This window comes from Tepidicella xavieri, from assembly GCF_004363315.1.
Taxonomy (GTDB): Bacteria; Pseudomonadota; Gammaproteobacteria; order Burkholderiales; family Burkholderiaceae_C; genus Tepidicella; species Tepidicella xavieri.
On record NZ_SNYL01000010.1, the window covers coordinates 86,407 to 106,607 of the forward strand.

A 20,201-nucleotide genomic window follows, 5' to 3' on the forward strand; every position below is an offset into this window, starting at 1 on the left:
GCTATGATACTTGGATGGCACGCAAACCCACCAAAGGCTACTTCGTCAAAGGCCATTTCGTGGCCGAAGGCAGCGAGCTCGACCTCGAGCTCAAGCGCGAACTCAAAGGCGAAGTCAGCAAAACCGACCTCAAGAAACACAGCGACCGGCTGCAGCAATTGGGCCAGCAATTGCTGACGCTGCGCCCCGCGCTGATGGAGCCCCTGGGCGTGCCCGACAAGTTGCTCGACGCCCTGGCCGAGGCCAAGCGCATCACCGACTTCGAAGGCAAGCGCCGGCAGATGCAGTACATCGGCAAGCTCATGCGCCAGCTCGACGAAGCCGCCATCGCCGCCATCGAGCACGCGCTGCAAGTACAGCACCAGGGCAGCGCGGCCGACACCGAGCGCCTGCACCAGGCCGAACAATGGCGCGATCGGCTGCTGGCCGACGACCAGGCCCTCACCGACTGGCTGAGCCTGGACCCGCAAGCCGACGTGCAACGGCTGCGCTCGCTCATCCGCCAGGCCCGCAAGGACGCCCAGGCCACCCCCGAGCGCCCCGGCCAGGCACCGCGCCACGGCAAAAGCTATCGCGAGATTTTCCAGATCGTCCGGGCCACGCTGGACGCCCGGGCCGACACCCTTTCCACCACCGACGCCCCATGAGCACCCACGACCCCGTCCGCATCGGCATCGTCTCCATCAGCGACCGCGCCAGCACCGGCGTCTATGAAGACAAGGGGCTGCCCGCGCTCAAAGAGTGGCTGAGCCGGGCGCTGAAGAACCCCATCACCTTCGAGGCGCGGCTGATCCCCGACGAGCAAGCCCTCATCAGCCATACCCTGATCGAGCTCGTGGACCAGGCGGGCTGCGCGCTGGTCCTGACCACCGGCGGCACCGGGCCGGCCGCGCGCGACGTCACCCCCGAGGCCACGCTGGCGGTGGCCGACAAAGAAATGCCCGGCTTTGGCGAGCAGATGCGCCAGATCAGCCTGCGCTTCGTGCCCACGGCCATCTTGTCGCGCCAGGTGGCCGTCATCCGGGGGCGCAGCCTCATCATCAACCTGCCCGGTCAGCCCAAGAGCATCGCCGAGACGCTCGAAGGCTTGAAAGACGCCGCCGGTCAGCCGCTGGTGCATGGGATCTTCGCCGCCGTGCCGTACTGCATCGACCTCATTGGCGGCCCCTACCTCGAAACCCACGACGAGGTGTGCCGCGCTTTTCGCCCCAAGTCGGCCATCCGGGCCTCGGCCGGCGCCTGAGCGGCGGGCGGGCTATTTGCCCACGAGCTGGTTGAGCCGTTCGGCCTCGAAGTGCTCGGTCTTGGCCGCGTCGCTGGGCACGCAATCGCCGCGCTGGGCGCAGGCCAGCTTCTCGATGGCTTGCCACAGCAGGGCAATCTGATGCTCATGGCTGGCGGCGTTGTCGATGAGGCCGCGCAGCGCCTGGCTCAGCGGATCGTCGTTCTGCGTCACGCCGTAGGCCGAAAAACCCATCTTGGAAGCGGCTTCCTCGCGCTTGGCGTCGGCTTCGGCCTGGATGATGCGGGCCGGGTTGCCCACGGCGGTGGCGCCGGCGGGCACCGGCTTGGTGACCACCGCGTTACTGCCCACCTTGGCGCCATCGCCCACGGTAAAGCCGCCCAGCACCTTGGCCCCAGCCCCCACCACCACGTTGCGGCCCAGGGTGGGATGGCGTTTCTCGCCTTTGTACAGCGACGTTCCTCCCAGCGTGACGCCGTGGTAGATGGTGCAGCCGTCGCCGATTTCGGCCGTCTCGCCAATGACCACGCCCATGCCGTGGTCGATGAAGACGCGCTCGCCGATCTTGGCGCCGGGGTGAATCTCGATGCCCGTGAGCCAGCGGTTCCAGTGTGAGATCCAGCGTCCCAACCACTTGAAGCCGGCCCGCCAGCAAGCGTGCGCCCAGCGGTGCATGACCACGGCATGCAGGCCGGGATAACAGGTCAGCACCTCCCAGCGGCTGCGGGCAGCCGGGTCGCGCTCCAGGATGCAGTCGATGTCGGACTTCAGTCGGGCAAACATGGCGTCAGTCTAGCGTTTCGCGCGGGCGGCGGTCTCCAGCATGGCGCGCGCCACCCCGCGCAGTATGTGGACTTCGGCCTCGGTGGGCTGGGCGCGGTTGAGGAGTTGTTGCAGCCGGGGCATGAGTTTTTTGGGGGCGGCCGGGTCCAGATAGCCGACGGCGGTCAGGGCCTGCGCCCAGTGGCTCAGCAACCCCGCCACGGCCTGTGCGTCGGCCAGGCGCTGCGAAGCCAACAGGGCTGTCTGTGGCGGCGACACGCGGTCCGACGCCTCCCAGCCACCGATCGTCTGCCGCCATTCATAGGCGATGAGCTGGACCGCCGCGGCCAGATTCAGCGAGCCGTAGTCTGGCGCGGTGGGAATGCGTAGACAGACGTGGCTGCGCCAGACATCGGCGTTGCTCATGCCGTAGCGCTCGGGGCCAAACAGGAACGCCACGCCCTGCGGCAACCCTCGCGCCACCAACGCCTCAAAATGCCCGCGGGGCGGGCGCGTCGGGGGGCCGAAGTCGCGCGGCGTCATGGCCGTGGCGCAGACGTGGGTCATGCCGTCGAGCGCCTCGTCCAGCGTGCTGACCACGCGCGCCCGCTGCAACACGTCCACCGCGCCACTGGCCCGCTCGATGGCCTCTGGCCGCTGCAGCACATCGGGCCAGCGCGGGCGCACCAGCACCAGATCGTCAAAGCCCATCACCTTCAACGCGCGGGCGGTGGCGCCCACGTTGCCGGCGTGGCTGGTTTCGATGAGGACGAATCGAGTGACGGGCGCCATGGCGTGAGGAGGGACTGTGCGTGGGCTTGTGTGGCAGCAGTTTCGGGTTGCGCCGGCTGAAGGCGGGCCGGTAAAATGCGGTATTGTCGCTGTCATCGCACAGCCCCGTCCACGTTCCTCGCACAATCCATGTCCTCCCACCTACACCCCATGCTCAACGTGGCCATCAAGGCCGCGCGTGCCGCCGGCACCCTCATCAACCGCGCCTCGCTCGACATCGAATCGGTGCGCGTGTCGGCCAAGCAGACGAACGACTTCGTCACCGAGGTGGACCACGCCGCCGAGCAAGCCATCATCGAGACGCTGCTGGGCGCCTACCCCGACCATGGCATCTGGGCCGAGGAGTCGGGGCGCCGGGAGGGCAAGGGACGCGACCGGCATCACGTCTGGATCATCGACCCGCTGGACGGCACCACCAACTTCATCCACGGTTTTCCGGTGTACTGCGTCAGCATCGCGCTGATGGTCGAGGGCCGCATCGAGCAGGCCGTGGTGTACGACCCCACCCGCAACGATCTGTTCTGCGCCACCCGTGGCCGGGGCGCCTACCTCAACGACCGGCGCATCCGCGTGGCCAAGCGCACCCAGTTGCGCGACTGTCTGATAAGCACGGGCTTTCCGTTCCGCCCGGGCGACCATTTCCAGACCTTCATGCAGATGCTGCAGGACATCATGCCCCGGGTGGCCGGCGTGCGGCGGCCCGGCGCGGCCGCCCTGGACCTGGCCTATGTGGCGGCCGGTTTTGCCGATGGTTTCTTCGAAACCGGCCTGAGCCCGTGGGACGTGGCCGCCGGCGCGCTGCTGGTGACCGAAGCCGGCGGTCTGGTGGGCAACTTCACCGGCGAAGCCGATTTCCTGGAACGGCGCGAATGCATGGCCGCCAACCCGCGCATCTATGGACAGATGGCCAACCTGCTGGGCAAGTACAGCCAGTGCGGCACCGCGCAGGCCGCTCGCGCCACCCCCTCCGCCAGCAGCGACGATCAGGATGGAAACGCGCGCTGACGCCTTTCGGCTGCCTGGCGAGAACAGCCCATACTGGATCCAGTATCCGCTGGACATCCGCCAGCAATTCCGCCTGCTGTGCAAGCACGGCGAGCGGGTGCGGCTCTGGTACGGCCCGGCGGACTCCATCGTCTCGGTGGTGCTGGAGGTGCGCGACAACGGGGAGCTGGTGTTCGATGTCGGGCCAGACGCCCGCACCAACCAGCGACTGCTGGCCGCCCCGGACGTGCTGCTCAGCGGCATGGTGGACGGGGTGGAGCTCAAATGCGCCCTGGGGCCGCTGCGCGAGGTCGTTCACCAGGGCTTGCCGGCGTTCCTGTCGGCCTTGCCCAAGCGCCTGCACCGCCTGCAGCGCCGGGAGTTTCACCGCATGCCCATTCCCGTGGGGCATGCGGCGCGGTGCGAGATCCCCGCGGCCTTGCCGGCTGCGGGCCGTCCGGCGCCACGCGTGCCGGCCACGCTCATCGACATCTCCCTGGGGGGAGTGGCCATCGAGATGCCCACCGGCACCTCTCTGACCTGGGAAACCGGGCTGCGCCTGCCCGAATGCCGCCTGCAGCTCGACGACATGGGCGTCATCAGCGCCGACCTGGAAGTGCGCCACATCGACGAGATCCACACCCGCAGCGGCCATGTGCGCCGCAAGGTCGGCTGCCTGTTCGTCCGCCTGTCGGCCGGGGCCGAAAACCTGCTGCAGCGCTACATCACCCGGCTGGAATTGGACCGCCGCAACCTGGGCTGATGCCGCGCCTGGCCGACAATCCCGCCATGGACCGATCCGCCTTGCTGCAAGACATCGACAAGCACACCCCCATGATGGCGCAATACCTGCGCCTCAAAGCGGACTACCCCGACACCCTGCTGTTCTACCGCATGGGGGATTTCTACGAGCTGTTTTACGACGACGCGGAAAAAGCCGCCCGTCTGCTCGACATCACCCTGACCCGGCGCGGCCAGTCGGCGGGCCAGCCCGTGGTCATGGCCGGGGTGCCCTTCCACTCGGTGGAAACCTATCTGGCGCGCCTGATCAAGCTCGGCGAATCCGTGGCCATTTGCGAGCAAATCGGCGATCCGGCCGGCGCCAAGGGGCCGGTGGAGCGCAAGGTCGTGCGCGTGGTCACGCCCGGCACGCTGACCGACGCGGAACTGCTCAACGACAAGAACGAGTCTGTCCTCCTGGCCGTCCACGCGGGCCAGCGGCACACCTGCGGACTGGCCTGGCTCAGCGTCACGCAGGGCGTGATCCATCTGGCCCAATGCCCCCGCTCGGCGCTGCGCGCCTGGGTCACACGCATCGGCCCCAGCGAGCTGCTGCACAGCGCCGACGTGACGCCCGCCTTCGAACAGGAATTGCAGGACCTGCAGCGCCAGTGGCCGGCGCTCAGCGGCCAAGGCCCAGGCGCCCGGCTGTCGCTGGCCCTGCGCCCCGCCTGGGCCTTCGATGCCGCGCTCGGCGCGCGCAAGCTGTGCGAGCAATTGCAGGCCAGCAGCCTCGCCGGCTGGGGCGCCCAAGACCTGCCCGACGCCCACGCCGCCGCTTCGGCCCTGCTCGACTACGCCGAACACACCCAAGGCCGCGCCCTGACCCACGTGCGCCAGTTGCACGTGGCGCGGCCGCAGGAGCACATCGAGCTGCCCGAGACGACCCGCCGCAACCTCGAACTCATCCAGACGCTGCGCGGCGAAAGCGCGCCCACGCTGTTTTCCCTGCTCGACACCTGTCAGACCGGCATGGGCAGCCGCCTCCTCAAGCGCTGGCTGCTGGAGCCGCCTCGCGACCGCACCCTGGCCCGCGAGCGCCAACAGGCCATCACCTGCCTGCGCGACGGTCTGCACGCCGGTCTGCGCCAAGCCCTCAAAGGCGCCAGCGATGTCGAGCGCATCACCGCCCGCATCGCGCTGCGCCAAGCCCGCCCGCGTGAACTGGTCGGTCTGGCCCAAACCCTGCAACGCACCCAGGCGCTGGCCGATCAGCTGCGCCAGGCACTGCAAGCCGGCGCGCCGTCTGCCGGCGAGCTGCTGCCCCGCCTGGCCGAACGGCTCCAGCCCCCGCCCGGCTGCGCCGAGCTGCTGCACCACGCCCTGCTGCCCGAGCCGGCGGCGCTGGTGCGCGACGGCGGCGTCATCAACCACGGCTACGACAGCGAGCTCGACGAACTGCGCGCCATCCAGACCAACTGCGATGGCTTTCTGCTCGACCTGGAGGCCCGCGAGCGCCAGCGCACGGGCATCGCCAACTTGCGCGTGCAATACAACAAAGTGCACGGCTTCTACATCGAAGTCACCCAGGGCCAGCTCGACAAAGTGCCCGACGACTACCGGCGCCGCCAGACCCTGAAAAACGCCGAGCGCTTCATCACCCCGGAACTCAAAGCCTTCGAAGACAAAGCGCTCAGCGCCCAGGAACGCGCGCTGGCCCGCGAGAAGTGGCTTTACGAAGACTTGCTGGACCGCCTGCAGGCCCACCTGGGCGTGCTCAGCCACATCACGCAGGCCATGGCCACGCTGGACGTGCTGTGCGCGCTGGCCGAGCGCTCCCTCACCCTGGGCTGGTGCGCGCCCGAATTCGCCATCGAGCCGTGCATCGAAATCCGCGCCGGCCGGCACCCGGTCGTTGAAGCCCGCCTTCAGGAAACCGGCGCCGGCCCCTTCATCCCCAACGACACGGTGCTCGGCCCCAAGGCGCGCATGCAGATCATCACCGGCCCCAACATGGGCGGCAAATCGACCTACATGCGGCAAGTCGCCGTCATCGTGCTGCTGGCCAGCATGGGCAGTTACGTGCCGGCCAGCCACTGCCGCCTCGGCCCCATCGACGCCATCCACACCCGCATCGGCGCGGCCGATGACCTGGCCAACGCCCAGTCCACCTTCATGCTGGAGATGACCGAAGCCGCCCAAATCCTGCACAACGCCAGCCCGCACAGCCTGGTGTTGATGGACGAAATCGGACGCGGCACCTCCACCTTCGACGGACTGGCCCTGGCCTCGGCCATCGCCACCCATCTGCACGACAAGGTCAAGGCCTTCACCCTGTTCGCCACCCACTATTTCGAGCTGACCGAATTCCCGGCCCAGCACCATGCGGCGGTCAATGTCCACGTCAGCGCCGTGGAGGGCCAGGGGCGCGACATCGTGTTTCTGCACCAGATCGAGCCCGGGCCGGCCAGCCGCAGCTACGGCGTGCAGGTGGCCCGGCTGGCCGGCGTGCCGGCCGCGGTGGTGCAGCACGCCCGGCACACCCTGGAAGCCTTGGAAGCCCAAAGCGCCAGCACGCGCCTGCAAGTGGACCTCTTTGCCGCGCCCCCGGCAGCGCCGGCGCCCGAGCCACACCCCCTGGAGCAGGCGCTGGCCGCCATCGACCCCGATGCCCTCAGCCCCCGCGAGGCGCTCGACGCCCTGTACCATCTGCATCATCTGCTGCGCCAGTCGGCCTCGGGCACATGAGCAACGCCTTCACAGGTACCCCCAAACCCGGAAAAACCCTTGCTTGGGTAAAATGACCCAGAATCGGCTAATATACCCACTGGAGTATTTATGAGCACTGCAGCCTCCGCCTTCAACTTCGAGCAAGCACGCTTCAACATGATCGAACAGCAGATTCGGCCATGGGAAGTGCTGGATGCGCGCGTGCTGGCCTTGTTGGCCGAAGTCAAGCGCGAGCAATTCGTGCCCGCGGCCTTCCAGTCGCTGGCCCTGGCCGACATGGAAATTCCGCTGAGTCATCCGGTGGTCGAAGGCGAGTGCATGCTGCCGCCCAAGGTCGAAGCCCGCGCCCTGCAAGACCTGGCCCTGCAACCGGGCGACAACGTGCTCGAAATCGGCACCGGTTCGGGCTACATGGCCGCCTTGCTGGGCAAGCTCTCGGCCCGTGTGCTGAGCCTGGAGATCAACCCCGAACTGGCCCGCCAAGCCCAAGCCCGGCTGGCCGCTGCGGGCATCGACAACGTGGAAGTGCGCGTGGCCGACGCCGCCGCCAGCCGCTTTGCCGCCTGCGTGAGCGCCGCCCCATACGACGCCATCGTGGTCAGCGGCTCCATCGCCGAAGTGCCCTCCGACCTGCTGGAACTGCTGCGCCAGGGCGGCCGCCTGTTTGCCATCGTGGGCAACGAACCCATAATGCGTGCCACCATCGTGCGGCGCACCGGCGATGTGGCCTTCCACACCGAGCAGCCCTGGGACATCGTGGCGCCCCGCATGCGCCACTTCCCGGAGCCTTCCCGCTTCCAATTCTGAACAGGACGCCCTGTGATCGACCATATCCGCCCCGCCCAACTCGCCGAATGGCTGGCCCAATGCCGCCAGCAGGGTTGCGATCGCCCTGTGGTGCTCGACGTGCGCGAGCCCTGGGAGGTGCAGCTTGCCAGCGTCAAGGCCGAGGGGTTCGACCTCGTCCACATGCCGATGGCCAGCCTGCCCGCCCGACTCGGCGAGCTGCCGCGGGACGGGCACATCGCCTGTCTGTGCCACCACGGCGGCCGCAGCGCGCAAGTGGCCTATTTCCTGAAGAATCAGGGGTTCGAACACGTGGTCAACATCCACGGCGGCATTCACGCCTGGTCCGCGGAAGTGGATCCGTCGGTGCCACGCTACTGAGCTCATTTCAGCCTGTTTCTGCAACGAGGACGCCCCATGACAGCCCGCCCAATTACCCCCACCCGTTTCCTGCCATCTTCCCTCTCCGGCGCGCGCCGTCCGCTGGGCATGGCGCTGGCGGCAGTGGCCTGGGCGACGCTGACGCTGACGCAGCCGGCCCGGGCCCAGAGCCTGCAAGAGCTGTTCGAAGCCGCCCGCCAGTACGACGCGACCTTCCTCGCCGCGCAGGCCCAGTTTGAAGCCGACAAGGCCCGCGCCGAGCAAGCCCGTGCCGGCGTGCTGCCCAACGTGGGCTTGAGCGCCGGCGCGAGCTGGACCCGCACCGACAGCAGCGTGGCCGCGCTGGACCGCACCACCAACAGCCAGAACGTGGGCGTCTCGGCCAGCCATCCCCTGTGGCGCCCCGCCAACCGGCTCGCCCTGGAGCAAGCCGAAAAATCGCTCGACATCGCGCAGGCCCGGCTGCTGAGCGCCGAGCAGGATCTGATCGTGCGCACCGCCCAGGCTTACTTTGACGTGCTGGCCGCCGAAGACAACCTGGCTTTCGTCAAGGCGCAGAAGGCCGCGGTGTCTGAACAGCTGGCCGCCGCCCGGCGCAATTTCGAAGTCGGCACCGCCACCATCACCGACACACGCGAAGCCCAGGCCCGCTTCGATCTGGTCACCGCGCAAGAAATCGCCGCCGAGAACGACCTGCGCGTGAAGAAACTGGCGCTCGACCAGCTCGTGGGCCGCCGCGATACCCAGCCCTGGCGGCTGGCCGAAGGCGCGGCGCTGCCGGCCATCACCCCCGACGGGGTGGACGCCTGGATCGGCCGCGCGGAGGCGGAGCACCCGCAACTGCGGCAGGCCCGCACGGCGCTCGAAATCGCCCAGCTCGAAGCCCGCAAGGCGCAAGCCGCCCAAGGCCCGACGCTGGATGCGGTGGCGCAATACCAGATCGCGCGCGGCCCTGGCCAGGGCACGATCCCGGGCTACGTGCGCAACCACAACGCCACGGTGGGCGTGCAATTCAATCTGCCGCTTTACACCGGCGGGGCCGTTCAGAACCGCATCGCCGAAGCGCTGGCCCTGGAAGACCGTGCCCGCGCCGACCTCGACGCGGCCCAGCGCGGGATTGCCCAAGCCACCCGGGCCGCCTTTTTCGGGGTCGTATCGGGCATGAGCCAGGTCAAGGCCCTGGAAGCGGCCGAAGCGTCCAGCCAGAGCGCGCTGGAGGCCAACCAGCTCGGCTATCAGGTCGGGGTGCGCATCAACATCGACGTGCTCAACGCTCAGAGCCAGCTGTTCCAAACCAAGGCCGATCTGGCACGGGCCCGCTACAGCGTGTTGGTGGGCAACCTGCGGCTGAAGCAGGCCAGCGGCGTGTTGGCGGCCGACGATCTGCAGCCCATCAACGCGCTGCTCAAGCCCTGATCATCCGGCCCGCTTGCCGCCGCTGCCTGAGCGGCGTTCGGCGGCGCGCGCGGCCTCGGCCTGCAGCGCGGCCTCCAGCCAGGCCGCGTATTCGTCGGGCGTCTCCAGCGTGATGCGCCCCAGGGCGCCGCTGCGAAAATCCGTCAGCAAGATCTCGGCGGCTTTCTGGGCGTGCAGGCGGCCCCCCGGCAGCAAGGCCCCGCGCTTGCGGCCGATGGCGCCCAGCAGTTCATCCGCGGGCATGGCTGCGACGGCTTCGGGTGCCCAGCCCCAGCGGTAGCGCGCCTCCAGCAAGTGGGCATAAGGCCGCTTGATCGCCTCCAGCAGCTCCAGCGCCACCTCTTCTTCATCGTAAGCGTTGCGCCCGACCGCGCCGCTGGCGGCCAGGTGATAGCCACTTTGCGGCACGATGATCTTGGGCCACAGCACGCCCGGCGTGTCGTACAGATAGAAGTCATCGGCCAGCACGATGCGCTGCTCCTGCTTGGTCACGCCGGCCTCGTCGCCGGTCTGGGCGGCACGCTTGCCCACCAAGGTGTTGATGAGGGTGGACTTGCCCACGTTCGGGATGCCCCCGATCAGCACGCGAACCGGCTTGACCATACCGCCGCGGTGCGGTACCAGTTCCCGGCAAGCGTGGATGAGGGCGCGCGCCGGCGCGGCCATGCCAGCATGCAGCCCAATGGCCCGGGTGCCAGGCCGGGCGTTGTAATGCGCCAGCCAGGCCTCGGTGCGCACGGGGTCGGCCAGGTCCTGCTTGTTGAGCACTTTCAGGCTGGGCTTGCCGACAGTGAGCTGGGCCAGCATCGGGTTGGCGCTGGAGCCGGGCAGACGCGCATCGAGCATTTCGATGAGCACGTCGATCTCCTTGATGCGCTGAGCCATCGCCTTGCGGGTGGCATGCATGTGGCCGGGGAACCACTGAACCGTCATGGCGAGCGCTCCTACAGGGGATCAGGCGTGGGCGCGCAGCCAGTCGTGCAGTTCCTGCACCGAGTGGGCCACGAATTGCGGATCGTACTCGGCAAAGCCTTGCGGGTCGTGCGCCCCATAACTCACGCCCACGCTGGCGCAGCCGGCGTTGCGCGCCATTTGCAGGTCGTGCGTGGTGTCGCCGATCATGAGGGTGCGCTCCGGCTCCACGCCAAATTCGCGCATGAGCTGGTGCAGCATGAGCGGATGGGGTTTGCTGGCGGTCTCATCGGCCGTGCGCGAGCCATCGAACAGGCCGTGCAGTTCCACATGCCGCAATGCCTCGTCCAGCCCGCGGCGGCTCTTGCCGGTGGCCACCACGAGCCAATGGTGACGCGCTTTGAGGTCGTGCAGCAGCGGCAGCACCCCCTGAAAAAGGGAAATGTCGTGCTGGTGCGCGAAGTAATGGTGCCGGTAGCGCTCCCCCAGCAAGGCATGGCGATCTGGCGGCACGTCGGGCGCCACATGGGCCAGGGCCTGCATCAACCCCATGCCGATCACGTAGGCCGCCTCTTCGTCGGTGGGCACGCGACCGCCCACGTCACGCACCGCCGCCTGGATGCAGCGCACGATGATGGCGGTGGAGTCGAACAGGGTGCCGTCCCAATCGAAGGCGATGAGATCGAATTGACGAGGTCGCATGTGTGGAGAACCGAAATGACAAAGGGCGCATTGTGCGCCCTTTTCAGGATGCCCATCAAGAAGATGGTCAGATGCGGTAGGCCTCGATGTCCTTGCCCTCGGCCAGAATGGCCTTGACCCATTCGGGCTTGCGACCCGGGCCACCGGACCACAACTCGCCATTGGGGCCACGGTATTTGGCCGGGGCCTTGGTGCGGCGGCCAGCGGGGCGAACGCGCACGGGCGTCACGCCCAGATCCTCGACCGTCAGGCCGTATTGGCGCATCGTGGTTTTGATGTCGGCAATCACTTGTGCCAATTCTTGTTTTCTGACTTGTTCGGCCTGAGCCATCAATGCCTGGGCCTGGGCCATCAACTCGGAATAGGTTGCCATGGTGAAATCCTAAAAGGGAGAAAGGATCGAGACAATGGCCACATTCTAATCACAAAACGCCGAGACGTTGCCCCAGCACCGCAATTCCGGGGGCAAGGGCGCGGTCAATTCGATCAGACGCCCATCGACCGGATGGCGAAAGCTCAATTGCCACGCATGTAGAAACATGCGCCGCAGACCGCTTTTGTGCAATAGCCGGTTCAATTCGAAATCGCCATATTTGTCATCACCCACAATCGGGTGCCCGCCGTGGGCCAAGTGCACGCGAATCTGATGGGTCCGCCCCGTCTTGATAGTCACGGCCAGCAGGCTGAAGCGCTGCTCGGCCGCTGCGGGCCACCCAGCCGGCGGCGCTACCCGTCCCAGCACCCGCACCAGGCTGATCGAGCGCATGCCCTCCGGGTCGTCCGGGGTGGTGACGCGCACGCGGCGCTCGCCATCAGGCAGCAGAAATTTGTGCAGTGGCACATCCACCACTTTGCGGCCAACCGGCCAATCGCCTTTGACCAAGGCCAGATAGGTTTTGCCGGTGGAGCGCTCGCGGAATTGATCCTGCAATTGCCGCAGTGCGCTTTTTTTCTTGGAAATGAGTAAAATGCCACTGGTTTCGCGGTCCAGGCGGTGCGCCAATTCCAGGCTTTGCACCTGGGGGCGTGCCTGCCGCAATTGCTCGATCACACCGAATGACACGCCGCTGCCCCCGTGCACGGCCACGCCAGCGGGTTTGTCCACGGCCAATAAGGCGGCATCTTCCCACAACACGGGAAATTCCCGCGCGGGCGCGGCCGGCGCAGCGGCCACCGAGCGGGCCGGCAGGCGAATCGGCGGCACGCGCAACACGTCGCCGGCCTGCACCCGCGTATCGGCCTGCGCCCGGGCTTTGTTGAGCCGCACTTCCCCAGAGCGGATGATCCGGTAGATGTGGGTTTTGGGCACGCCTTTGAGCTCGCGCAGCAGGTAATTGTCAAGGCGCTGGCCGTCGGAGTCGGCATCCACCGTGAAATACTGAACGGCCGGCGCCGGGACGGTTTCGGAAGCAGGCATGGGCATGGCAGACTGGGCAAGCGTCACGTGCGGGGCAGGCTCTTGGCCCGCGACGACCGGCAAGCCTCTATAATGGGGGCGTCTGGTTGCGATTGGCAAGTGCTTGATGGGCCGTGAAGTTTAAGGCACGCACGAGTGACAGTCGGCCCAGGCAGGTAGCCCGCTTCGGCGCACGCCGCTTGCGCACGATCGCGCAGCGCGCCGCCGCAGTCGTGCCGACGTTGTCGTTTCAGCGAACCCGATACGGAATACCCCAAACGCCCAGCCACCGGCCGATCCGGCGGGGCTGGGCGTGGACGCAAGTGAACTCAGAGACGCACAGGCAGACGCAGTGTCCCACACCGACTTGCCCCCTTTGATCACCCAACTCCGCGCGCCTATGCCCAGGCTTGCCTGAGCGTGCGCGGCGCCCGGCTGCGCCGCCGCTCAGACGCCCAGGGCTCTCCGGCAATTCCTCCTCGTTCGCCACCACCACGCCGGCCTGTGGCTGTGCGCCCGTTGACGGGCCGTTGTGATCGAAAAAACGAGGACTTTCATTTCATGAAGCGCATGCTGATCAACGCCACGCAGGCCGAAGAGCGCCGCCTGGCGATCGTGGACGGGCAGAAACTGCTCGATTACGAAATCGAAATCGAGGGGCGCGAACAGCGCAAGGGCAATATCTACAAAGCCGTCGTCACGCGGGTGGAGCCCTCGCTGGAGGCGTGCTTCGTGGACTACGGCGAGGAACGCCACGGCTTTTTGCCGTTCAAGGAAATCTCGCGCCAGTACTTCCAGGGCAATGTGGCCCCCTCGCAGGCCCGCATCCAGGACGTGATCCGCGAAGGGCAGGAACTCATCGTTCAGGTGGAGAAGGAAGAGCGCGGCAACAAAGGCGCGGCGCTGACCACCTTCATCAGCCTGGCCGGGCGCTATGTGGTGCTGATGCCCAACAACCCGCGCGGCGGCGGCGTGAGCCGGCGCATCGAAGGCGAGGACCGCGCCGAACTCAAGGCCACGCTCGACCAGCTCGAATACCCCAATGGCATGAGCATCATTGCGCGCACGGCCGGCATCGGGCGCGACGCCGCCGAGCTGCAATGGGACTTGAACTACCTGCTCAAGCTGTGGAATGCCATCGACGGCGCGGCCAAGGCGGGCAAAGGCGCCTTCCTCATCTACCAGGAGTCCAGCCTCGTCATCCGGGCCATCCGCGACTACTTCAACAGCGACATCGGTGAGATCCTGATCGACACCGACGACATCTACGAGCAAGCCCACCAGTTCATGACGCACGTGATGCCCGAGCACGGCCACCGCGTCAAGCGCTACCGCGATGCGGCCCCGTTGTTTTCGCGCTTCCAGATCGAACACCAGATCGAGACCGCCTACAGCCGCACCGTGAACCTGCCTTCGGGCGGCGCCATCGTGATCGACCAGACCGAAGCCCTGGTTGCGGTGGACGTGAACTCCGCACGCGCCATCAAAGGCGGCGACATCGAGGAAACCGCGCTGCGCACCAACCTGGAAGCCGCCGACGAAGTGGCGCGCCAGGCCCGCCTGCGCGACCTGGGCGGCCTGATCGTGATCGACTTCATCGACATGGAGGACAGCAAGAACCGCCGCGAAGTGGAAAACCGCCTGCGCGACGCCTTGCGCCAGGACCGCGCCCGCGTGCAGTTCAGCGCCATCAGCAAGTTCGGCCTGCTGGAGATGAGCCGCCAGCGCCTGCGCCCGGCCCTCAACGAGGGGGCCTCCATCCCCTGCCCGCGCTGCGGCGGCTCTGGCCACATCCGCGACACCGAATCCTCGGCGCTGCAAATTCTGCGCGTGATCCAGGAAGAATCCCTCAAAGACGGCACCGCCGCCGTGTTCGTGCAGGTGCCGGTGGAGGTGGCCAGCTTCCTGCTCAACGAAAAGCGCACCGAAATCACCAAGATCGAGCTCAAGCAGCGCATCAACGTGCTGCTGGTGCCCAACAAATCGCTCCACACCCCGCACTACAAGCTGGAGCGCATCAAGCACGACGATCCCCGGCTCGACCACCTGGACGCCAGCTACAAGCTGGCCGAAGAAGTGGACGACGTGGCCACCTTCACGCGCCGCAGCCAGGAACGCGCCAACAAACAGGAGCCGGTCATCAAAGGCGTGCTGCCCGACAGCCCGGCCCCGGTGGCGGCCCCCAAGCCGGCCGCGGCACCGTCGCCGGTGGCCGCTGCCCCAGCCACCCCGACGGCGGCACCCGCGCCGGCAGAAACCGGCTTCATGGCCTGGCTGCGCCGCCTCTTTGGCCTGACACCGGCGCCCGCCACCCCCACGCCAGCGCCGGCGGCTGCGGCCCCTGCACCCGCCGCCCGCGCCGACCAGCGCGGCCCCAACGCGCGCGGCAACCGCGGCCGTGGCGGCGAACGGCAGGGTCAGCGCCAGCCCGACGGCGAAGCCCCACGCCAGGGCGATGCCCGCCGCAACCCCGAACGCGGCGAGCGGGGCGACCGCTCGCGCCCCAACGGCGAGCGCCCGCTCGCCGAACGTGCGGCCAACGGTGAAGCCCGCAACGAATCCCGCCCCGATGGCCGCCGCCCCTCCCGCCCGGAACGCGAACCCCGGCGCGACACCCCCCAAGAGGCCGCAGGCGAGGCCGTGGCGGTCAACGAAGGCGCTCCACCAGCCGCTGCCGACAGCGATACCCCGCGCCGCGAGCGCGGCGAAGGCCGCCGCCGTGGACGCGGCGAAGGCCGCCGATCGGCCGAGGAAACCGCCATCACCCCCGCCCCGCTGCCCGCCAGCGCCAGCGAGTCCCCCGCCGCCGAGGCCGAAGCCGAAACGAACGGGGCCGAGCCAGCCGCCACCGATGCGGGCACGGCGGCAGCCGGTCGCAACAACCGACGCAGCCGCGACCGCTATGGCCGCGAACGCCGCCAGCGCAGCGAGGCCGCCAACGAGGCCCCCGCCTCGACCACCACGGCCGAAGCGGACGCCGAACCGACCGAGCCGCCCGCTCGGTCCTACTTCACCATGCCGGCCGCCGCGCCACTGGCCAGCCCCTCGGCGCCTGGCACCGAAGCAGCCGCCACCGCCCAACCGGCCAGCGAAGCCACTGCCCCGGCCAACGACGCGCAAACCCCGGCCGAGCCGATCGTCGTGGCCACGGCTGAGCCTGCCTCCATTGAGAAGCCCACGGACGCCCCGGCGCCCTATGTGCTCGACGTGGACCGCCTGGCTCAAGTGGCGCAGGCCGCCGGCTTGCAATGGGTGCAGTCCGACGCCGACAAGGTCGCCCAGGCACAGGCCGCCATCGCGGCCGAGCCGCAGCCGATTCGCGTGCCGCGCGAACCCAAGCCCGTGGTGCTGGCCGATGACGACCCCCTGGTGCTGGTCGAAACCCGCCGCGATCTGCGCGAGCTGCGGCTGCCGTTCGAGCAGTGAGCCATCGCCGTCGGGGCTTGATCTGCGTCAAGCCCCGGCTCGGCCCAGCGCCTTATCCTTCGCCCCATGACCGAAGCCGCCACCGATTTCCCCGTCGTCCCGGATCTGCACTGGAGCGACGAACTGCACACCGGCGACGCCCGCATGGACGAGACACACGAGGAATTCGTGCGCATGCTCGCCGACCTGCGCGCCTTGCCTGCCGAAGCGCAACTGCCGCTGTATCGTGAGCTGACCGCGCACACCGAGGCCCATTTCGCGCAGGAAGATCGCTGGATGCTGGCCACCGGCTTCACCGCCGACAACTGCCACAGCCTGCAGCACAAAAGCATCCTCGACACCATGCGGGCCGTGGAAACCCACTACCTGCAAGGCGATCTCGACATCATCAGCCGCATGGCCGACGCCTTGGCGGAATGGTTCCCCATGCATGCCCGCAGCATGGACGCGGGCTTGGCGCAGCACATGCGCTCGCTCGGCTTTGACACCCACACCGAAACCCTGCCTGACCCCTCGCGGGTGCGGCCTGCCAGCATGAGCGGCTGCGGCAGCATCACCTGCAGCGACTGACCCCCTCGCAGCCCGCTTCGGGCAGGACGCAATTTATTTCACACGCGCCTGTCACGCTTTCACAAGACAGGCGCCAGGGCGAAAGCTACGATCACGGGCGAACCGTCCCGAGGAGTACACCCGAATGCCCGTGATCACCCATATCGAAGACCTGCGCCGCCTGGCGCAGCGCCACGTGCCGCGCATGTTCTACGACTATGCCGACAGCGGCTCGTGGACCGAAAGCACCTACCGCGCCAACGAATCCGACTTCCAGCCCATCAAGCTGCGCCAGCGCGTGGCGGTGAACATGGAGGGCCGCACCACCCGCACGACCATGGTCGGGCAGGACGTGGCGATGCCGGTGGCCATTGCCCCCACCGGGCTGACCGGCATGCAGCACGCCGACGGCGAAATTCTGGCCGCCCGCGCCGCCAAGCGATTCGGCGTGCCCTTCACCCTGTCCACCATGAGCATCTGCTCCATCGAGGACGTGGCCCAGCACGCCGGCGAAGGCTTCTGGTTCCAGCTCTACGTGATGCGCGACCGTGATTTCATCGAGCGACTGATCGACCGCGCCAAGGCGGCCCGCTGCGGCGCCTTGGTGCTGACGCTGGATCTGCAAATCCTCGGCCAGCGTCACAAAGACCTCAAAAACGGCCTGTCCGCGCCACCCAAGCTCACCCTGCCCAACCTCCTGAACATGATGACCAAGCCCCGCTGGTGTCTGGGGATGCTGGGCACCTCGCGGCGCCAGTTTGGCAACATCGTGGGCCACGTCAAAGGCGTGGACAACATGGGCAGCCTCTCGGCCTGGACGGCGCAGCAGTTCGACCCGCGCCTGAACTGGGGCGACGTGGAATGGATCAAGAAGCGCTGGGGCGGCAAGCTGATCCTCAAAGGCATCATGGACGAGGAAGATGCCCGGCTCGCGGTGGAATCCGGGGCCGATGCGCTCATCGTCAGCAACCATGGCGGCCGCCAGCTCGACGGCGCCGAAAGCAGCATCCGCGCCCTGCCCAAAATCGTCGCCGCGGTGGGCCATCGGATCGAAGTCCACATGGATGGTGGCATCCGCAGCGGCCAGGACGTGCTCAAGGCCCGCGCGCTGGGCGCGCAAGGCACGTACATCGGCCGGGCCTTCCTCTATGGCTTGGGCGCCATGGGCGAGGCCGGCGTGACCAAGGCCTTGGAGATCATCCACAAGGAACTCGACCTGACCATGGCCTTCACCGGCCACACCGACATCAACCGCGTGGACCGCAGCATTTTGCTGCCCGGCACCTATCCGACAGCGTGATGCCGGGGGCCGGCCCCGTCAGAGCGAAATGCCCGGGTCGCCGGCCACGTCGATGAGCTTGGGCGTGTTGATCTTCAGCGGCTTGATGACCTTCTTGTCGCGCAGGTAACTGCCCACCACGTCCCAGATCGGGGTGCCCTGCACGCCCTCCTGCACCGAGGCCCAGCCGGCCACCTTGTACTTCTTGTCGGCCTCGATGGGCTTGCCTTTGAGCATCATGTTGTTGATGCGCTGGCCCATCGGCGCCTTGGGCGAGCAGGTGTATTCCAGCCCGCCGACGCGCACCATGTCCCCACCCTGCTGGAAGTAGGGGTCGGGGTTGAAGATGTTGTCGGCCACGTCTTCGAGGATGGTCTTGATCTCGGCGCCAGTGAACTCGTTGAGCGTGGTGGCCGGATAGGTCAGCGCCATCTGGTCCATCATGCGCTCGTAGGTGATGGTGTCACCGGCCAGCAGGCTGGTGCCCCAGCGCACGCCCGGCGAGAACGAGATTTCGGCGCCGCGCACTTCCATCAGCGCTTCGCAGATGAGCTGGTCCCAGGATCCATTGAAATTGCCCCGGCGGTACAGCGTGCCTTCGGTGACCGCGAGCTTTTCTTCCAGCCGGTCTTTGTAAGGCGCGCGCACCTTGTCGATGAAGGCCTGCATCTCGCGGTCGGCGGGCAGGAAGTTGGAGAACACCGGCAGGAGCTTGTAGCGGTAGTCCTGGATCTTGCCGCCGCGGAAGTCGAAGTCCAGCACGGCGAGGAATTTGCCATTGGAGCCGGCATTGGTCACCAAGGTCTGCCCACCGGCGTTTTTCACCACCACTGGCGCGGGCATGCCGTCATGCGTGTGGCCGCCCAGGATGGCGTCGATGCCGCGCACGCGCGAGGCCATTTTGATGTCCACGTCCATCCCGTTGTGCGAGAGCACCACCACCACCTGCGCCCCCTTGGCCCGGCACTCGTCCACCATTTTCTGCATGTGGTCCTCCTGGATGCCGAAGGTCCAGTCGGGCACGAAGTGGCGCGGGTTGGCAATCGGGGTGTAGGGGAAGGCCTGGCCGATGACGGCGATCTTGACGCCGCTTTGCTCTTTGAAGGTGTAGGGTTCGAAGACGAGGTCTTCAAAGTCCGTCGTCTTGACGTTGTGGGCCACGAAGTCGATGTGGCCCTTGAAGTCTTTCTGGACGATTTCCTTGACGCGGTCGGCGCCGAAGGTGAATTCCCAGTGCGGGGTCATGATGTTGACACCCAGCAGCTTGCAGGCGTCCACCATGTCCTGCGCGTTGGTCCACAACGAGGTGGCCGAGCCCTGCCAGGTGTCGCCGCCGTCGAGCAGCAGCGCATGGGGGCGGCTGGCTTTGAGCTGCTTGACCAGGGTGGCCAGATGGGCGAAACCGCCGACCTTGCCGTAGGTACGCGCGGCACGGTCGAAATCCAGATAGGTGAAAGCGTGAGCTTCGGGCGTGCCGGGGCGAATGCCAAAGAACTTCAGCAGGTTTTCCCCGACGATGTGCGGCGGGCGGCCGAAGGCTTCGCCCACCCCCAGGTTCACGTTGGGCTCGCGGAAATAGATCGGCATGAGCTGCGCGTGGCAGTCGGTGAAATGCAGGAAGCTGACGTTGCCGAATTTGGGCACGTCATAAAGCCGTTGGGCGGCGCTGTGGTTGCCGGCCAGCACGTCTTTGTGGCCAATGGCCATGCCAGCGGCGCTGGCCACCGCCAGAACCTGCAAGAACTCGCGTCGGCTGAAGCTCATGGGGTCTATCCTCGTTATGGGTGGTTATCGGTGTTTATGGGTCTATCGGGAGCGAAAAGGCCAGCGGGTGCTGGCCTGTGAGGGGGTGGGAGGCGTCAGGAGATGGTGGCCTCGTCGGTGCGGGACTCACCCTTGTTGTCCACCCACTTGACCACCACCTTGTCGCCCTTGGCCGCGCCCTTGAACTTGAACGCCAGAAACGGGTTCTGCGACACCGCCCCGCTCCACTCGCACTTGAGCACGCTCTTGCCGTTGTGGGTGGCCTCCACGTTCGTGATGTAGTGCGCCGGCACCAGATTGCCCGAGCCGTCGCGCCGCGTCCCCGGCTCCATCACGTGCGACATCAGCACGCGCACCGT

19 protein-coding genes are annotated in these 20,201 nt (G+C 67.4%); 11 read left to right on the forward strand and 8 right to left on the reverse strand.

Annotation, left to right across the window (positions count from 1 at the left end; all coding sequences use genetic code 11):
- The first annotated feature begins 14 nt into the window (after positions 1–14).
- Both yjgA and mog read left to right on the forward strand, forming a co-directional pair.
- Positions 15–647: a ribosome biogenesis factor YjgA gene (gene yjgA, locus DFR43_RS09560; RefSeq protein ID WP_133598036.1), complete on the forward strand. Its 633-nt coding sequence runs from the start codon at positions 15–17 to the stop codon at positions 645–647.
- Complete coding sequence (mog, locus tag DFR43_RS09565) at positions 644–1,243, forward strand: molybdopterin adenylyltransferase (RefSeq protein ID WP_133598037.1); 600 nt, start codon at positions 644–646, stop codon at positions 1,241–1,243. The genes yjgA and mog overlap by 4 nt, the downstream gene beginning before the upstream one ends.
- A 12-nt stretch (positions 1,244–1,255) precedes the next feature.
- On the opposite strand, the gene cysE is transcribed toward mog, so the two are convergent.
- Both cysE and DFR43_RS09575 read right to left on the reverse strand, forming a co-directional pair.
- Positions 1,256–2,026, reverse strand: coding sequence for a serine O-acetyltransferase (gene cysE / locus DFR43_RS09570; RefSeq protein WP_133598039.1), 771 nt, complete (start codon positions 2,024–2,026; stop codon positions 1,256–1,258).
- A 9-nt stretch (positions 2,027–2,035) separates the two neighbouring features.
- On the reverse strand, positions 2,036–2,797 hold the full coding sequence (locus DFR43_RS09575) for an RNA methyltransferase (RefSeq protein WP_133598041.1): 762 nt from the start codon (positions 2,795–2,797) through the stop codon (positions 2,036–2,038).
- 129 nt (positions 2,798–2,926) lie between these two features.
- Between DFR43_RS09575 and DFR43_RS09580 the strand changes: the two genes are divergently transcribed.
- The 6 genes from DFR43_RS09580 (at position 2,927) to DFR43_RS09605 (ending at position 9,814) form a co-directional block, all read left to right on the forward strand.
- On the forward strand, positions 2,927–3,802 hold the full coding sequence (locus tag DFR43_RS09580) for an inositol monophosphatase family protein (protein WP_133598043.1): 876 nt from the start codon (positions 2,927–2,929) through the stop codon (positions 3,800–3,802).
- On the forward strand, positions 3,786–4,544 hold the full coding sequence (locus DFR43_RS09585) for a flagellar brake protein (RefSeq protein ID WP_164499724.1): 759 nt from the start codon (positions 3,786–3,788) through the stop codon (positions 4,542–4,544). Before DFR43_RS09580 ends, DFR43_RS09585 begins: the two co-directional genes overlap by 17 nt.
- Positions 4,545–4,570: 26 nt before the next feature.
- A complete protein-coding gene (gene mutS, locus DFR43_RS09590; RefSeq protein WP_245988889.1) occupies positions 4,571–7,249 on the forward strand; it encodes a DNA mismatch repair protein MutS in 2,679 nt (892 codons plus the stop codon).
- A 90-nt stretch (positions 7,250–7,339) separates the two neighbouring features.
- A complete protein-coding gene (locus tag DFR43_RS09595) occupies positions 7,340–8,038 on the forward strand; it encodes a protein-L-isoaspartate O-methyltransferase family protein (protein ID WP_133598047.1) in 699 nt (232 codons plus the stop codon).
- Positions 8,039–8,050: 12 nt separating this feature from the next.
- Positions 8,051–8,398: a rhodanese-like domain-containing protein gene (locus DFR43_RS09600; protein WP_133598049.1), complete on the forward strand. Its 348-nt coding sequence runs from the start codon at positions 8,051–8,053 to the stop codon at positions 8,396–8,398.
- 36 nt (positions 8,399–8,434) lie between these two features.
- Positions 8,435–9,814: a TolC family outer membrane protein gene (locus tag DFR43_RS09605; protein WP_133598052.1), complete on the forward strand. Its 1,380-nt coding sequence runs from the start codon at positions 8,435–8,437 to the stop codon at positions 9,812–9,814.
- On the opposite strand, the gene ylqF is transcribed toward DFR43_RS09605, so the two are convergent.
- The 4 genes from ylqF to DFR43_RS09625 all read right to left on the reverse strand — a co-directional run bounded on the left by ylqF (position 9,815) and on the right by DFR43_RS09625 (position 12,845).
- Positions 9,815–10,747: a ribosome biogenesis GTPase YlqF gene (ylqF, locus tag DFR43_RS09610; RefSeq protein WP_133598054.1), complete on the reverse strand. Its 933-nt coding sequence runs from the start codon at positions 10,745–10,747 to the stop codon at positions 9,815–9,817.
- Between the two features lie 21 nt (positions 10,748–10,768).
- A complete protein-coding gene (locus DFR43_RS09615; RefSeq protein WP_133598056.1) occupies positions 10,769–11,428 on the reverse strand; it encodes an HAD family hydrolase in 660 nt (219 codons plus the stop codon).
- 67 nt (positions 11,429–11,495) lie between these two features.
- The gene (locus DFR43_RS09620; protein ID WP_133598057.1) at positions 11,496–11,801 is read right to left on the reverse strand and encodes an H-NS histone family protein; all 306 of its coding nucleotides are present in this window, start codon (positions 11,799–11,801) and stop codon (positions 11,496–11,498) included.
- Positions 11,802–11,846: 45 nt separating this feature from the next.
- Positions 11,847–12,845 carry an RluA family pseudouridine synthase gene (locus tag DFR43_RS09625; protein ID WP_245988890.1) on the reverse strand — a complete coding sequence of 333 codons (999 nt, stop codon included), beginning with the start codon at positions 12,843–12,845 and terminating at the stop codon, positions 11,847–11,849.
- 540 nt (positions 12,846–13,385) lie between these two features.
- Between DFR43_RS09625 and DFR43_RS09630 the strand changes: the two genes are divergently transcribed.
- From DFR43_RS09630 to DFR43_RS09640, 3 genes are all read left to right on the forward strand, one after another.
- Complete coding sequence (locus tag DFR43_RS09630) at positions 13,386–16,250, forward strand: ribonuclease E/G (RefSeq protein ID WP_133598059.1); 2,865 nt, start codon at positions 13,386–13,388, stop codon at positions 16,248–16,250.
- Between the two features lie 66 nt (positions 16,251–16,316).
- The gene (locus DFR43_RS09635) at positions 16,317–16,820 is read left to right on the forward strand and encodes a hemerythrin domain-containing protein (protein ID WP_133598061.1); all 504 of its coding nucleotides are present in this window, start codon (positions 16,317–16,319) and stop codon (positions 16,818–16,820) included.
- Between the two features lie 124 nt (positions 16,821–16,944).
- Entirely contained in the window at positions 16,945–18,099 is a 1,155-nt protein-coding gene (locus DFR43_RS09640; RefSeq protein WP_133598063.1) for an alpha-hydroxy acid oxidase, read from the forward strand.
- A gap of 18 nt (positions 18,100–18,117) precedes the next feature.
- On the opposite strand, the gene soxB is transcribed toward DFR43_RS09640, so the two are convergent.
- Both soxB and soxZ read right to left on the reverse strand, forming a co-directional pair.
- Positions 18,118–19,842, reverse strand: a complete 1,725-nt coding sequence (gene soxB, locus DFR43_RS09645; protein WP_133598065.1) for a thiosulfohydrolase SoxB — start codon at positions 19,840–19,842, stop codon at positions 18,118–18,120.
- Positions 19,843–19,937: 95 nt separating this feature from the next.
- The coding region (soxZ, locus tag DFR43_RS09650; protein WP_133598067.1) for a thiosulfate oxidation carrier complex protein SoxZ at positions 19,938–20,201 on the reverse strand (264 nt) is incomplete at its 5' end.

Excerpts from the sequence above, each read along its gene's own strand:
- DFR43_RS09630 (WP_133598059.1), top strand. The coding sequence starts at position 13,386 with ATGAAGCGCATGCTGATCAACGCCACGCAGGCCGAAGAGCGCCGCCTG.
- DFR43_RS09635 (WP_133598061.1), top strand. The coding sequence starts at position 16,317 with ATGACCGAAGCCGCCACCGATTTCCCCGTCGTCCCGGATCTGCACTGG.
- DFR43_RS09580 (WP_133598043.1), top strand. The coding sequence starts at position 2,927 with ATGTCCTCCCACCTACACCCCATGCTCAACGTGGCCATCAAGGCCGCG.
- DFR43_RS09620 (WP_133598057.1), bottom strand. The coding sequence starts at position 11,801 with ATGGCAACCTATTCCGAGTTGATGGCCCAGGCCCAGGCATTGATGGCT.
- DFR43_RS09585 (WP_164499724.1), top strand. The coding sequence starts at position 3,786 with ATGGAAACGCGCGCTGACGCCTTTCGGCTGCCTGGCGAGAACAGCCCA.
- soxB (WP_133598065.1), bottom strand. The coding sequence starts at position 19,842 with ATGAGCTTCAGCCGACGCGAGTTCTTGCAGGTTCTGGCGGTGGCCAGC.
- DFR43_RS09640 (WP_133598063.1), top strand. The coding sequence starts at position 16,945 with ATGCCCGTGATCACCCATATCGAAGACCTGCGCCGCCTGGCGCAGCGC.
- DFR43_RS09615 (WP_133598056.1), bottom strand. The coding sequence starts at position 11,428 with ATGCGACCTCGTCAATTCGATCTCATCGCCTTCGATTGGGACGGCACC.
- DFR43_RS09575 (WP_133598041.1), bottom strand. The coding sequence starts at position 2,797 with ATGGCGCCCGTCACTCGATTCGTCCTCATCGAAACCAGCCACGCCGGC.
- ylqF (WP_133598054.1), bottom strand. The coding sequence starts at position 10,747 with ATGACGGTTCAGTGGTTCCCCGGCCACATGCATGCCACCCGCAAGGCG.
- yjgA (WP_133598036.1), top strand. The coding sequence starts at position 15 with ATGGCACGCAAACCCACCAAAGGCTACTTCGTCAAAGGCCATTTCGTG.
- DFR43_RS09595 (WP_133598047.1), top strand. The coding sequence starts at position 7,340 with ATGAGCACTGCAGCCTCCGCCTTCAACTTCGAGCAAGCACGCTTCAAC.
- DFR43_RS09605 (WP_133598052.1), top strand. The coding sequence starts at position 8,435 with ATGACAGCCCGCCCAATTACCCCCACCCGTTTCCTGCCATCTTCCCTC.
- mutS (WP_245988889.1), top strand. The coding sequence starts at position 4,571 with ATGGACCGATCCGCCTTGCTGCAAGACATCGACAAGCACACCCCCATG.
- DFR43_RS09625 (WP_245988890.1), bottom strand. The coding sequence starts at position 12,845 with ATGCCTGCTTCCGAAACCGTCCCGGCGCCGGCCGTTCAGTATTTCACG.
- mog (WP_133598037.1), top strand. The coding sequence starts at position 644 with ATGAGCACCCACGACCCCGTCCGCATCGGCATCGTCTCCATCAGCGAC.
- cysE (WP_133598039.1), bottom strand. The coding sequence starts at position 2,026 with ATGTTTGCCCGACTGAAGTCCGACATCGACTGCATCCTGGAGCGCGAC.